Genomic DNA, 12,576 nt, shown 5'->3' with positions numbered 1-12,576 from the left:
TTATTCTCCGCATGGCACAAAAATTGCTCACTTTTAATTATCTGATTAATTAAATTCGTGGCAACCGCCACATTCACGCCAACACCAGGAGAACGTTATGACGGTCGATGAAGCGATAGCGCTGTTTGACGCGCAGCGCGAAAAGATCTGGTTTGAACAACCGGCAGAAATTGCCGCACTCGGTAAGGGTGAAGTACCACGCGGTACCGGTTCCCGTGGTCAGTACCTCAGCACCATCATCTTCGCCGAAGGGGAAACCCGCACGCTGGCCGATGAGATGCTGTGGGGGCTGATTCGCGTCGGCGAGGACAACCCGGAGGCCGATCTGAAAACCCTGCAACTGCTGATCAAAGAGATCATGGGTTACAAAGCTAACTTCTTTGATTTCGTCAGCCTGCCGGATGCGGCCCGAATGCTGCACACTTATGTTGAGGTGGCGAGTGAATGTGAAACCCTGAGCGACCTGGTTCGTCTGTCGCACAGCGCCCTCTCCTGGGCCAACCGCCTGCATATGTGGGTCGATTTCATTCTTCCCTGGGGTCTCGGGGACGGTTTTCGTCGCGTCAACGCCTGATTGGGAGAGAGAAGATCATGAAACTGGCTATGCATGTTGCCGATAAGAAGATTTGTGTGATTGAGGTGTGGGAAGACAAAGTCCCCAACCTGGCGAAAGTGTTGCGTGAAAAGCTGCCGCTGAAAAGCGTGCTGCAACACGGCAAGTTGATTGGCGACATGGTGTTTTTCACCCTGCCAATCGTCGCCCCGTGGGAAAACAAATATCTGACGCAGGATGTTGGCAAACTGCGCCGTGAACAGTACGGCGAAGTGACCGGCGCGGTATGTTACTACAGCCCGCGCCAGCAGATGTGTGTGGTGTACGGCGACGATACCGCTGACGAGCCGCTGCCGATTTCCTATATCGGTCAGGTGATTGAAGGCAAACTCGAACTGCGCGTCACCGGCCTGGAAACCTGGTTTGATCAGGGACGTACTGTCGAGCTGAGCATCATTGATTAAGGGTTGAGAAGCGCCTGCATGGCGCTGTCAATCTGTGCCGACGCGGCCGCAAAGCGCGCGGGCGCGCCGGCACAATGTCCGTAAGGTGAAACGAGAGTGCGTAACTCACCCTGACCTAATTCCGCTACCTCCAGTGCCGCCTCTTCCACCGTAAAATAACGATCGCTGTCGCACGGCATCACGATGCAACGCGCGCGGATACGCGCCAGCGCCGCACGCCAGTCTCCGTTTGCCAGCACACCAACATCGGCGTGATACCAACTGTGCAGGGCGCACAACAGATCATTGGCATCCAGCGCCTGATGATCCCGCTCCCAGTCCACCAGCAGCGCCTCCAGCGAGTCGAAGCCGAGATCGCGCCAACGCGCTTCACGAAAAAACGCAGCAGAATAGGCCCAGCCGGCATAGACGCGACCAAATGCCGCCAGCCCGCGTAACGGAGGCTCGACATAGTGGCCATCGGCAAACTGCGCATCGCAACGCAGCGCGGCCCGAACCCCCTCAAGAAACACCTGATTATTCGGCCAACAGCGCGCCGAACCGCACACCGCCAGCAGCGCCCGCACCTGTTGTGGTCGCGCCACCGCCAGATGCCAGGCCTGCATCGCCCCCATCGACCAGCCATACGCCAGCGCGATGCGGTTAATGGCGAGATGGTCAAACAGCAGCCACTCCTGTGCCCGCAGGTTATCGACCAGCGTCACCGATGGAAAAGCCGCTCCCGGCTGCAAACGTGAGTTAGAAGGCGAGCTGGATACGCCATTACCGAGTTTATTCACCAACACAATAAACCAGTGCGTCGGGTCGAGCGTTTTTCCTGCGCCAATCAGCGGTAAATAACGTTCATGGGTGCCGCTGTAATAGCTAAAGATCACCACTGCATTGTCGCGTGCAGCGTTAAGCTGACCAAAAGTCTGATAACCGATGGCCGTCTCACGCAACGTTTCTCCGCTTGCCAGCGGCAGATCGCCGGGCGTATAAAAAGCGCATAAACCCATGCCGGTCTCCTGACTCAATATGGTAAAGTTAATTAATTAGTTAATTTCATAAGGATGTCGCCATGAAGGAAGCTCCAGCCGCTGAACCTGGCAAGAAACCGCGTAAAACCCAGCGCGACGTCGCCGAGTTGTTGCAATCCTCAGCCTTTGATTTATTCGCCACCCAGAACTATTCGTCGGTACGAATTAAAGATATCGCCACCGCTACCGGGCTGAACTCGGCGCTGATTTATTACTACTTCGGCTCGAAAGAAGACCTGTTTATCAAGGTGATCGAGTCCGCGGTGGAGCGTGCCTTTGTGCAGTTTGACGACATCAAAGCTAGCGCCAACGGGCCGCGCGACCTGATTTTTCTGTGGATTGAGATCCACATCCTCCAGTTCCATCTGTTGCAAAAACTAGCCAAAATCAGTCTGGATTACTCCAGCACCAATGGCCGCATCGCCAGCATTGATAAAGCGATTAAAAAGTTCTACGAAAAGGAATCGGTGATTCTGAAGAACACCATCAAAGAGGGGATCGCCAGCGGGTTGTTCCGTGAGGTGAACCCGGGTGATATGGCAATGCTGATCTCCACCTACCTTGATGGCGTGCTGTTCCGAAATGTGATGTTCCCCAATTTCAAATACAAACAGGCCATCAACGTGATGCGCAATTTTGTGTTTGAAAAGCTCGATGCCTGAATTGCCGGTTAAATCCGCGCGATAAATCGCGCCGCTACGGGATGTTCATGATGTGTAGCGCCGCGATTCATCGCGCAATGTCGTGCGGGTTACCGATTAACCATTAAAAAATGGTGCTGTAGCGATCGATTTCCCACTGGCTGACATGCAGGTGATAGCTGTTCCACTCCTGCAACTTGTAGTGAATAAACTCTTTTTTCAGCGCTTCACCCAGCGTCGCAGCGACAAACGGGTCGGCGTCAAAGGCTTCCACCGCTTCCAGCAAGTTTTGCGGCAGAAAATCGATGCCACGCGCGCGGCGCTCCGCTTCGCTGATGGCATACAGATTGTCTTCATTCGGCTGACGCGGATCGATCTTCTCGCGAATACCTTCCAGCCCGGCAGCTAACGCCAGCGTGGCCGCCAGATAGGGATTGACCGCGCCATCGGCATTACGCGATTCACAACGGCCACCACCAGCCGGGACGCGTACCGCGTTGGTGCGGTTATTGGACCCCCAGGAGTTAAACACCGGTGCCCACGAGAAGTAGCTCATTGCCCCCTGGCGTACCAGACGTTTGTAGCTGTTGACCGTCGGGGCAAAGGCAGCGCACAGCGCACGGCCATGCTTCAACAGCCCGCCGATAAAGTGATAACCGGTATCACTCAGGCCCAGGCCCCAGGGATCATCCGCGCTGCTGGCGTCGCGTTTAAACACGTTGGCACCGGTATTGATGTCATACAGCGACATATTGAAGTGCGCGCCAGTGCCGGTTTTATCGGCGAACGGCTTCGGCATGGTGGTGGCGATCAGCCCGCGCTGTTTGGCGTAATGCTTCGCCATAAAGCGGAAGAAGATAAAACGATCGCAGGTGGTCAGCGCATCGGCATAGTTGAAGTCGAACTCGTATTGCGAGTTGCCATCTTCGTGGTCAAGCGAATAGAGATCCCAGCCCAGCGCGTTGATGGTGGAGGAAACCTCATCCAGCCAGCCAAACTGGTCCACGAAGCCCTGCAAGTCGTAGCAGGGCTTGTTGAGCTTGTTATCCGGTTCCGGCACCACCAGCCGACCATCCTGTTCCCGCTTCAACAAATAAATTTCGCACTCGATGCCGAGGTTAAACCCAAAACCCAGGGCGTTTGCCTGTTTAATCACGTTCTGCAACGCCACCCGCGTGCTGAGCGCATAGGGTTCGCCCTGAAAGTGGTTATCGGCGGGCATCCACGCAATCTTCGGTTCCCAGGGTAACTGGATGATGTGGTCGAGATCCGGCACCGAGGTCAGTTCATCTTCGTGCGGCGACTGACCCAGACCGTCCAGCGCATAGCCGGTGTAACGTTCGGAACCCTGTGCCATCTGATCCAGATGACCAATCGGCACCACTTTACCCTTGGGGACACCGTGAATGTCCACGTACGCGCCCATGCAGTACTCCACCCCTTTAGCCATCAGGGCCTGTTTGATCTCGGCGATCTGTGCTGCGCTTTTCATTGGTGCCCTGCCTTAGTCATGTTCAACAATAGAATGGGGAATATATGGAGCGTCGAGCGCGGCGATTTCGTCAGCGCTTAACGTCAGATCCAGCGCCGCCAGTGCGTCGCTCAAATGCAGGGGACGGGTGGCTCCAATCACGGCCGCCACCACCGCCGGACGGCTGTAGATCCAGGCCAGCGCCACCTGTGCCATTGGCACGCCACGCGCCTGCGCTACCTGCTCCACCGCGCGGATCACCGCGCTGTCGGCGTGCTCAGTCGCGGCATAGAGAAAATCGGTATAGCTGTCGTCGGCACCACGCGTACTCGACTTCGCCGCCTCCACCGGGCGGGCCAGCCGCCCGCGCGCCAGTGGGCTCCAGGGCGTCACCGCCACCCCTTCCGCCTGACACAGCGCCAGCATTTCGCGTTCTTCTTCGCGATAGATCAGGTTGAGGTGGTTCTGCATGGCGATAAAACGGCTCCAGCGTTCGTACTTCTGGATTTGCAGCGCCTTGCTGAACTGCCACGCGAACATCGACGACGCCCCGAGGTAACGCACCTTGCCAGCCTTCACCAGGTCGTGGAGCGCCTCCAGCGTCTCTTCAATCGGCGTGTCATTATCCCAGCGGTGGATTTCATACAAGTCGATGTAATCGGTGCCGAGTCGGCGCAGGCTGTGATCGCACTCCTGCATAATCGCCTTACGCGACAACCCTTTGCTGTTTGGTCCACTGCGCATTGGGTTATACAGTTTGCTGGTGATCACCACTTCATCGCGGGAGGCGAAATCACGCAGCGCACGACCAAGGATCTCTTCACTCGCCCCTTTGGCATAGATATTGGCGCTGTCGAAAAAGTTGATGCCCTGCTCCAGCGCGGCACGGATCAGTTCGCGGCTGGCGGCTTCATCCAGCGTCCAACTCCGGCCACTGCGCGCCGGTGGCGCATAGGTCACCGTCCCCAGACAGAGCGCAGAGACTTCCAGGCCGGAGTGTCCCAGCTTCAGATAACGCATTGCCTGCTCCTCACTCCGCCATGCGGATTTTCAGGTAATTGGCCAGATGCCAGACGGTGGTTTCGAGGTGGCTCAGGCGTCCCGGACGTGCGAGACGGGAACGGCTACCGCGCTGCTGCTCGGCGTTGATCCACTGGTCTTCATCGATAATCGCCAGGCTGCCCTGCTTCATCGCCGCCGCGGTCTGAGGAAAATCCTCCCGCGCCGCTGACGCCTGCGACACCAGCACCACACGGTGCCAGCGGGTAGCATGTGGCGACACCGGCAGAATGGCACTGATGGAGAGACGATCCGGATTCAGTGAGATCAGGCAGTTGGGAAACAGCAGCAGCAATTCACTGAAGCGCATCTGCTCGTCGCTCAGGCCACTGAACGGTTCCAGACCGGCGGTCAGGATCTCGCTCAGTTCACCGTTTTTCCGCAGCGGCTGATGACAGATGGTCCAGCCCGGGCCTTCATCAATGATCGAACTGAGTCGACCGGGAAAGCTATCCTCCAGCGTGGTGCGATGCACCGCCGCATGGTGGTAGCACTCCATAAACGTTTCGATCGCCATTTTCCAGTTGTACGGACAGTCGTAATCCAGCGTGTAAGCGGTCACCAGATCGGCGACGTGGTAGCGTTGAAAACGTTCGGTGAGCGGTGCCAGCCGGGGTGCCAGCGGCTGGGCATCGGCGTTGAAGGTGACAAAGATCATGCCGAACACCACCTCATGGCGGATCTTCGGCAGGCTGCACTGCTGGCGGTCAAAGTCCTGCGCCTGGTTCATAGATGGCGCGCCACTCAGCTTGCCGTGGGTGTTGTAGGTCCAGTTGTGGAATGGACAGATAAATGAGCGGCTGTTGCCGCTGCCGTGCGCAATCGGCGCCCAGCGATGCAGACAAACGTTGGAGAACACCGCAATGCCAGCGTCGTTACGCAAAATCAGTAACGGCTCGCCCACCACATCCAGCGTGAAGAAATCATTCAGGTTAGCAATTTGCGACTCATGGCCGACAAACAACCAGTCCTGGCGGAACACTTTGTCTTCTTCGAGACGGAAAAAACTGTCGCTGTTATAGGCTTCTGGCGGCAGGGTTTCTGCACGGCTGGCATCATGGCGTTGCTGCTCCAGCATCCGTTGCAGAATGCTGTCACCGTCATCAAACACCACATCAATCTTCTCGCGATACATTTCACTCTCCTCTGGCGGTACGAAAGGTCAATGGACCAAGCTCTTTTTCCAGCAGCGGCACGACCCGCTCGCCAAACAGCGTCAGCGAACGACGCGCATCAGCAATCGGCATATCGCCAAACTGGAAGAAACAGTTGTAGTGGCTGGGACGGAGGGTGCGGATCTCCGCCAGCATGCGCTCAGCGACGGTTTCCGCATCGCCAATCATCAGGTTATTGCTCACCGTCTCCAGCGAAGGTTCATCCGCTAACGCTGGCGCGTGGATAAATGCCTGCTCGCTGACGCTGGTGTTCTCGCGCAACGCCGCGATCATGCGCGCGACAAACAACGCGCGTTCCGCTGCGGCATGGGCCTGCTGGCGGTTGTCACAAACGTGGATATATTGCTGCACCGCCACCGGCATCGCCGCGTCGAGGCCCGCCTGCTGCCAGCCGAGACGCGCATCGGCCACCATCTGCTGCAATTTGTGGGTGCCGCGATAACCCGCAGTAAAAAACGGCGTCGCCTGCCAGCGCTGAAACTGCGCAATCAGTTGCGGATTGGATGAGGTGAGGTACAGCGGCGGTAAGGGTTTCTGCAACGTGTCGAGCAGAAAATCGGTACGCAGCGGCTGACCAAAACGGTCTGGCGAGTGGGTATAGCCCTGGGTCAGGGCATCGCTGATAAACTGCCAGTGCGCCAGCAGTTGCTGACCACGGGTTTCTACATCCAGTCCGTAGCGGTCAAATTCCCACGCCTGATAACCGCTGCCTATACCCAGCACCAGCCGCCCTTCCGTCAGGCGATCGACCAGCGCAATCTCCTGCGCAATACGCATCGGCTGGTACAACGGCAATACCACCACCGCCGTACCCAAGCGGATACGCCGTGCATAACCGGCCATATGCGCCACCAGCATCAGCGGCGATACGCTGAGCGAGTAGTTGGTGAAGTGATGCTCGGCAAACCACGCGGTATCGAAGCCGATCTCCTCCGCCAGCAGCACCATGCTGCGCATATCCTCAATCACCCCCTGCACACCGCGCGGGTTGTCTTTATACGACATCAGGTTGAACAGACCGAGTTGCATCATTAACCCCTTGTCCAGCGATAGTGATGTTCCACACGCGCCTGCACCAGACTGAGCACAGTGGTGGCGGCGAGATACCAGATACAGGCAACAATCAGCAGCGGGATGTTTTCGTATGTGCGTGAGTAGATCGCCTGCGCCGAGTAGAGCAAATCCGAGAGCGAAATCACGCTCACCAACGAGGTGGTTTTCAACATGCCAATCACCTGGTTGCCAGTGGGTGGAATGATGAACGGGATGGCCTGCGGCAGGATCACCCGCTTCAGATACTGGCCGCGTGTCATACCCAGCGCCCGGGCGGCCTCCTGCTGGCCATCATCCACCGAGGAGATCCCGGCACGGATGATCTCCGCCATATAGGCCGACTCATTCAGTCCAAGGCCGAGAATCGCTGCGGCCAGCGGGGTGATCAAATCGTTGGTGCTACCGCTCCACAGGGTAAACAGGCCGGGGATCCCCAGGCTGACCTGCGGATAGAGCGCCGCGAGGTTGTACCAGAAAATCAGCTGCACCAGCACCGGCGTGCCGCGAAAGAACCAAATCCAGCCACGGCTGAAACCCACCAGCAGCGGGTTACTGGAGAGGCGCATCACCGCCAGCAGCACGCTGAGTACAATCGCCAGCACCATGATCACCAGCGTCAGCCAGAAGGTGGTCCACAGACCGAGCAGGATGGTGGGTGAGAACAGGTATTTACCCACCGTCGACCAGGCGAAATTGGGGTTGGTGATCATCGAATGCGCCACCAGCGCCAGTAACACCGCCAGCACCAGTGCGGAGATCCAGCGACCGGGATAGCGCTGTGCCACCACATGGCGGCCATGATCCGCTGGTGTGCGCGTGGCATTCAGCGGGGAAGTCAGGGTTTTATCCGTCATCAGCGTTCTCTTCATCGTTTTAACCGGACAAATTTAATTAACTGATTAATTAAGATCTACAGTCTGCCTGCGCATCTGTCAATCATTCGCTGCTCACTGCCTGCACTCGGGCGAGAAAATCTCGGGTACGGGGATGGCGTGGTGCGGAAAAAAAGTGTTTAGATTCCGCCACTTCAATGATTGCGCCGTTGTCCATAAACGCGACACGATTGGCGACATCACGCGCAAAACCCATCTCATGGGTGACAATCACCATCGTCATACCGTCACGCGCCAGATCGCGCATCACCGCCAGCACTTCCCCCACCAGCTCAGGATCGAGCGCGCTGGTGGGTTCATCAAACAGCATCAGCGACGGTTTCATCGCCATCGCCCGTGCAATCGCCACCCGCTGCTGCTGACCACCCGATAGCGCCGCCGGACGCGAATGGTAACGATGGCTGAGCCCGACGCGATCCAGCAGCGCTTTGGCCTCCGCCATCGCCTGGGCGCGCGGCACTTTTTTTACCGTCATCGGCGCCTCCATCACGTTTTCCAGCGCCGTCATATGGCCGAACAGGTTGAAGCGCTGAAACACCATGCCAATATTGACGCGGTTACGCGCCACCTCAGCCTCCTTCAGTTCGTACAACTTTTCCCCCTGCAATCGGTAGCCGACCATACCGCCATTGACCCACAGCTCACCGCCGTCAATCTTTTCCAGGTGATTGATACAGCGCAGGAAGGTGGATTTTCCCGAGCCGGAGGGACCAATCAGACACACCACCTCGCCTTGTTCAACGCTGAGATCCACCCCTTTGAGGATCTCCACGCCGTGAAACGATTTGGTGACCTGCTGCGCATCCACCATCAGCGTTTTGCTCATCTCGCCTCCTGTTCGGTCATGTACCAGGTATTCAGGCCACCGCTGTCGAGGATCAACATCTGGCCGGTGAAAGAGGCCGTGGTGGCCAGAAATGCCACGCTGCGCGCCACCTCATCACTGCTGACCGGACGTTGCAGCGGCAAGCGCGCCACCTCCTGCGCCAGCAGTGGCTCCTGGGTGGCCCAGTGACTATCCGGGTCACGAATCGGTCCCGGACTGATGCCGCACACGCGGATACCGCGAGGTGCCCATTCAATCGACATTTGCGCCGTCAGATTCACCACGCCCGCCTTCGACGGACCAAAGGCGCCCGCATTGGGGTAGCAACGATGGGCAGACGCACCGGCGATATTGATAATCACTCCACCGGGTGCCATGCGCCGCACCGTTTCGACACTCATCACAAAGGTGCCAGTTAGCTGGGTATTCAGCACCTGCTGCCACTGTTCATCGCGCAGTTCCAGCAACGGAGCCGCCGCAGTTGATCCGGCGTTATTGACCAACAGACTCGGTGCGCCAAGCACGTTGACCACCTCGTCGAGGACCTGCTGCACCGCCGGGCGATCGGTGATATCGACCCGCCAGAATGCCGCACGCGCCCCCTGCGCCGTCAGTTTGTCCACCGCGTGTTGCGCCGCCTCGACATCGCTGCGCACCAGCAGCGCGATGGCATAGCCCTGCCGCGCCAGTTCGCGGGCAATACACAGGCCGACACCGCGTGAACCGCCGGTAATCAGCGCGGTTTTTACGCTGTGCATAATCTTGCCTCCTCGGTTAATGCCTGATGGCGCGCCAGCAGCGACGAACCGCAGATATAGCCCCAGGTCAGGTTGGGCCCGAGCGTGGTGCCTGCGCTGACCGCTTTGCTGCCGATCGGATTAGCCATCGCCGCCCCGGCACAATACAAGCCCGCCAGTGGCCGACCATCGCGATGCAGCACGTTACCGCTGGCATCGGTACGCGGCCCGCCTTTGGTGGCAAGGAAGGTGCGGTTGAACGGTATGGCGATAAACGGGGCATGGCAGATCGCCGCTAATCCCCCCTGCAAGCGCCGATCAGCCTTGCCATGCGCAGCACTCAGATGACGGGAAAAATCTTCATCAATGCCCCGGGCGCAACTGTGGTTAAACCGCGCCACGTTGGCCTCCAGCGCACCCGCAGGCAACGCCAGTTGTTGCGCCAGTTGCGTCAGCGTCGCGGCCTGCCGCAGCCAACCCGGTGTACGCCAGCGGTAGTAACGCAGCAGCGGTGCCCGGCGTAGCAGACGAGCGTCGCTGATCAGCCAGACCGGCAGATGGCGCGGCAACCCCTGCGCATCACGCGCATCCAGCGCCGCACCGAGGTTAAAAACAAATTCATTGGTGAAACGCTGACCGTGGCGATCGACCAGAATGGCGTTGGGTTCGTAATGGAAGAAAACAGACAACCCGCTCCACGGCTGGCCTGGAGCGGCGGGTATACCGCCCCCGATATTGGCCTGATCCATATGCGCCAACTGCGCACCTGCACTTTCCGCCATACGCTGCCCATCGCCGCTGTTATCGCGGGGGCTGGCGATAAAATCATACGGACCAGGGAAATGCTGCTGCCGTTGCTGCGCATCCCACTCGAAACCGCCGCTGGCGATCACCACGCCACAACGCGCCTCAATCTCCCGTTCCTCGCCCTGATGCCGGTAACGCACGCCCGTGATCTGATGGCTACCGCGCATCAGTAAGCCCTGCACCGCTGCCTCAGTGATAAACTCGCAGCCCGCCGCCTGACAGCCATCAAGCAACCCGGCCACCAGCGCCGCGCCTTTGGTCAGTTCGCCACGCCACTGTCGCCGGAGCAGACGCGGCAACGCGCGCAGATACGTCCGTATCGGCTGATGCCAGAGGTCACTCGTCAGCAGTTCGTGGTAGGAAAACAGGCGCGGTAACGGCGTGGGACGTAAGCGCCACGGACGTTGCGGTTGCAACGGCATGGGTGCCAGCATCCGCCCCTGCTGTTTAGCTCCCGGCAGCGGCCACAGTGGATCGCCCTCTGGCGTCAGGGCGAAACGTAATGCGCTGTGCTGCTCGACAAACGCCAGCATAGACGGAGCCTGCTGCGCCAGCGCCTGCCAGAGCGTATCTTCGCTCGCCTGCCAGCCTTCAGGCGCACTGGCACGCAGATAATCGAGCGCCTCTTGTGATGAATCAGCCAGGCCGGCGGCCAGGGCGTGATGGTTGGCTGGCACCCAGGTGGCCCCGCCAGACATCGCTGTGGTGCCGCCCAACCAGGCGCTTTTTTCCAGCACCAGCACCGACAAACCGCCCACCGCCGCCCGCAGTGCGGCGCTGAGCGCCGCACCACCGGAACCGATCACCAGCACATCACACTGGCGACCCCCACTCATAATGGCTGTGTGCTGGTGAGGTTGATGCCGGGTTTATCCAGCTTCATCGCCTCCAGATCCCACTTCTCCATGATCTTGTCGTAGGTGCCGGTTTCATGCAGCACGTTAAGCGCCTTCAGCAGCACCTCCGCCAGTTGGGTGTTCTCTTTCGCCACCACAATGCCGAGGTAGTATTTCGGCATCAGTGGCATCTGCACGGTGCGAATGGGATGCGGGGCTTTTTGCTTGATGTCATCCACCGAGGCTGCATCGTTCAGCACAAAATCCACCCGGCCCGAATAGAGACCGAGCAGGACCGCATCAGCCGACGGCAGCGTCACCTGTTCGATCGCCGGTTTGCCGTTTTTGGTGCAGTTCGGGGTGTAGATCTCGCTGATGGCTTTTTCGAAATCGGTACCGGTTTGCACGCCCACTTTCAGGCCGCACAGGGTCAGCGGATCGTTGCTGATGGATTTTTCGGTCGCCAGCGTATACACCTCGCTGGTGGCGTAGGCGTAGTTAACAAACGACACCTGCTTTTCACGTTCGGCGCTGTCGGAGATACACTCCATTGCCACGTCATAACGACCGCTTTTTACGCCCGGTATCAGCCCGGCGAAATCGATCGAAACCGGTTTGACTTTGATACCCAGCACCTGGCCGATCGCATCCCACAGGTCCGGCTCAAAGCCGACCATGGTTTTATTATCTTCCGCGAAGGATTCGCACGGCGGGTAGTGAGCATCGGTGACCAGATTGAGGGTTTTGCTGCTACGGATTTTTTCGGGTAACTGCGCATGCAAATCGGCATGCATTTTGAGTGGCGCATCGGCGGCCTGCGTGGAAAATTGCGTCAGTGCAGAAACCAACAGCGATGCAGCAACAACCAGACTTTTCATTCTCATGCTTTTAACTCCAGTAGAAAGGCGCGATGCCTGAAGACCCTGATGATTTAAAAAAGCAAAAAAGGAAGACGGTGCGCAGAAAGAATTGCAAGCGTTATGCCAGTTTTTAAATAACTGATTAATTAATCATGAGAGCAGAGAGCACAAGGGATGAGGCG

General features: G+C 58.2%; 13 protein-coding genes. 3 read left to right on the top strand and 10 right to left on the bottom strand.

Going from position 1 to position 12,576, the window contains the following annotated elements; genetic code table 11:
* The first annotated feature begins 97 nt into the window (after positions 1–97).
* A complete protein-coding gene (locus L579_RS18435; protein ID WP_021185695.1) occupies positions 98–574 on the top strand; it encodes a cucumopine synthase-related protein in 477 nt (158 codons plus the stop codon).
* 17 nt (positions 575–591) lie between these two features.
* Positions 592–1,017 carry a DUF3830 family protein gene (locus L579_RS18430; protein WP_013508755.1) on the top strand — a complete coding sequence of 142 codons (426 nt, stop codon included), beginning with the start codon at positions 592–594 and terminating at the stop codon, positions 1,015–1,017.
* On the opposite strand, the gene L579_RS18425 is transcribed toward L579_RS18430, so the two are convergent.
* Positions 1,014–2,015, bottom strand: a complete 1,002-nt coding sequence (locus L579_RS18425) for an alpha/beta fold hydrolase (RefSeq protein ID WP_021185694.1) — start codon at positions 2,013–2,015, stop codon at positions 1,014–1,016. The two genes, L579_RS18430 and L579_RS18425, sit on opposite strands and share 4 nt — an antisense overlap.
* Positions 2,016–2,077: 62 nt before the next feature.
* Here L579_RS18425 and L579_RS18420 point away from each other — a divergent pair, with 62 nt between their 5' ends.
* A complete protein-coding gene (locus L579_RS18420; protein WP_021185693.1) occupies positions 2,078–2,698 on the top strand; it encodes a TetR/AcrR family transcriptional regulator in 621 nt (206 codons plus the stop codon).
* 103 nt (positions 2,699–2,801) lie between these two features.
* Here the strand turns inward: L579_RS18420 and glnT are convergent, their stop codons facing one another.
* From glnT to L579_RS18375, 9 genes are all read right to left on the bottom strand, one after another.
* Positions 2,802–4,169, bottom strand: a complete 1,368-nt coding sequence (gene glnT / locus L579_RS18415) for a type III glutamate--ammonia ligase (RefSeq protein ID WP_021185692.1) — start codon at positions 4,167–4,169, stop codon at positions 2,802–2,804.
* Positions 4,170–4,181: 12 nt separating this feature from the next.
* Positions 4,182–5,168, bottom strand: coding sequence for an aldo/keto reductase (locus tag L579_RS18410; protein ID WP_021185691.1), 987 nt, complete (start codon positions 5,166–5,168; stop codon positions 4,182–4,184).
* A 10-nt stretch (positions 5,169–5,178) separates the two neighbouring features.
* The gene (locus L579_RS18405) at positions 5,179–6,342 is read right to left on the bottom strand and encodes an aromatic ring-hydroxylating oxygenase subunit alpha (RefSeq protein WP_021185690.1); all 1,164 of its coding nucleotides are present in this window, start codon (positions 6,340–6,342) and stop codon (positions 5,179–5,181) included.
* A 1-nt stretch (position 6,343) separates the two neighbouring features.
* Complete coding sequence (locus tag L579_RS18400; RefSeq protein WP_021185689.1) at positions 6,344–7,414, bottom strand: LLM class flavin-dependent oxidoreductase; 1,071 nt, start codon at positions 7,412–7,414, stop codon at positions 6,344–6,346.
* Complete coding sequence (locus tag L579_RS18395) at positions 7,414–8,304, bottom strand: amino acid ABC transporter permease (protein WP_021185688.1); 891 nt, start codon at positions 8,302–8,304, stop codon at positions 7,414–7,416. Before L579_RS18395 ends, L579_RS18400 begins: the two co-directional genes overlap by 1 nt.
* 67 nt (positions 8,305–8,371) lie before the next feature.
* Positions 8,372–9,154: an amino acid ABC transporter ATP-binding protein gene (locus tag L579_RS18390; RefSeq protein WP_021185687.1), complete on the bottom strand. Its 783-nt coding sequence runs from the start codon at positions 9,152–9,154 to the stop codon at positions 8,372–8,374.
* On the bottom strand, positions 9,151–9,912 hold the full coding sequence (locus L579_RS18385) for an SDR family NAD(P)-dependent oxidoreductase (RefSeq protein ID WP_021185686.1): 762 nt from the start codon (positions 9,910–9,912) through the stop codon (positions 9,151–9,153). Before L579_RS18385 ends, L579_RS18390 begins: the two co-directional genes overlap by 4 nt.
* Complete coding sequence (locus L579_RS18380) at positions 9,900–11,534, bottom strand: FAD-dependent oxidoreductase (protein WP_021185685.1); 1,635 nt, start codon at positions 11,532–11,534, stop codon at positions 9,900–9,902. The genes L579_RS18385 and L579_RS18380 overlap by 13 nt, the downstream gene beginning before the upstream one ends.
* Positions 11,531–12,418: an ABC transporter substrate-binding protein gene (locus L579_RS18375; protein WP_021185684.1), complete on the bottom strand. Its 888-nt coding sequence runs from the start codon at positions 12,416–12,418 to the stop codon at positions 11,531–11,533. The genes L579_RS18380 and L579_RS18375 overlap by 4 nt, the downstream gene beginning before the upstream one ends.
* Between the last annotated feature and the right edge of the window lie 158 nt (positions 12,419–12,576).

The organism is Pantoea sp. AS-PWVM4 (genome assembly GCF_000468095.1).
In the GTDB taxonomy this organism is placed as follows: Bacteria; Pseudomonadota; Gammaproteobacteria; order Enterobacterales; family Enterobacteriaceae; genus Pantoea; species Pantoea phytobeneficialis.
Note: the sequence above shows the minus strand (reverse complement) of the source record. Positions and strands in the feature narration are given on the sequence as shown.

Bases quoted from the DNA above. Each gene is read 5' to 3' on its own strand.
- L579_RS18435 (WP_021185695.1), top strand. From the start codon at position 98: ATGACGGTCGATGAAGCGATAGCGCTGTTTGACGCGCAGCGCGAAAAG.
- L579_RS18430 (WP_013508755.1), top strand. From the start codon at position 592: ATGAAACTGGCTATGCATGTTGCCGATAAGAAGATTTGTGTGATTGAG.
- L579_RS18425 (WP_021185694.1), bottom strand. From the start codon at position 2,015: ATGGGTTTATGCGCTTTTTATACGCCCGGCGATCTGCCGCTGGCAAGC.
- L579_RS18420 (WP_021185693.1), top strand. From the start codon at position 2,078: ATGAAGGAAGCTCCAGCCGCTGAACCTGGCAAGAAACCGCGTAAAACC.
- glnT (WP_021185692.1), bottom strand. From the start codon at position 4,169: ATGAAAAGCGCAGCACAGATCGCCGAGATCAAACAGGCCCTGATGGCT.
- L579_RS18410 (WP_021185691.1), bottom strand. From the start codon at position 5,168: ATGCGTTATCTGAAGCTGGGACACTCCGGCCTGGAAGTCTCTGCGCTC.
- L579_RS18405 (WP_021185690.1), bottom strand. From the start codon at position 6,342: ATGTATCGCGAGAAGATTGATGTGGTGTTTGATGACGGTGACAGCATT.
- L579_RS18400 (WP_021185689.1), bottom strand. From the start codon at position 7,414: ATGATGCAACTCGGTCTGTTCAACCTGATGTCGTATAAAGACAACCCG.
- L579_RS18395 (WP_021185688.1), bottom strand. From the start codon at position 8,304: ATGAAGAGAACGCTGATGACGGATAAAACCCTGACTTCCCCGCTGAAT.
- L579_RS18390 (WP_021185687.1), bottom strand. From the start codon at position 9,154: ATGAGCAAAACGCTGATGGTGGATGCGCAGCAGGTCACCAAATCGTTT.
- L579_RS18385 (WP_021185686.1), bottom strand. From the start codon at position 9,912: ATGCACAGCGTAAAAACCGCGCTGATTACCGGCGGTTCACGCGGTGTC.
- L579_RS18380 (WP_021185685.1), bottom strand. From the start codon at position 11,534: ATGAGTGGGGGTCGCCAGTGTGATGTGCTGGTGATCGGTTCCGGTGGT.
- L579_RS18375 (WP_021185684.1), bottom strand. From the start codon at position 12,418: ATGAGAATGAAAAGTCTGGTTGTTGCTGCATCGCTGTTGGTTTCTGCA.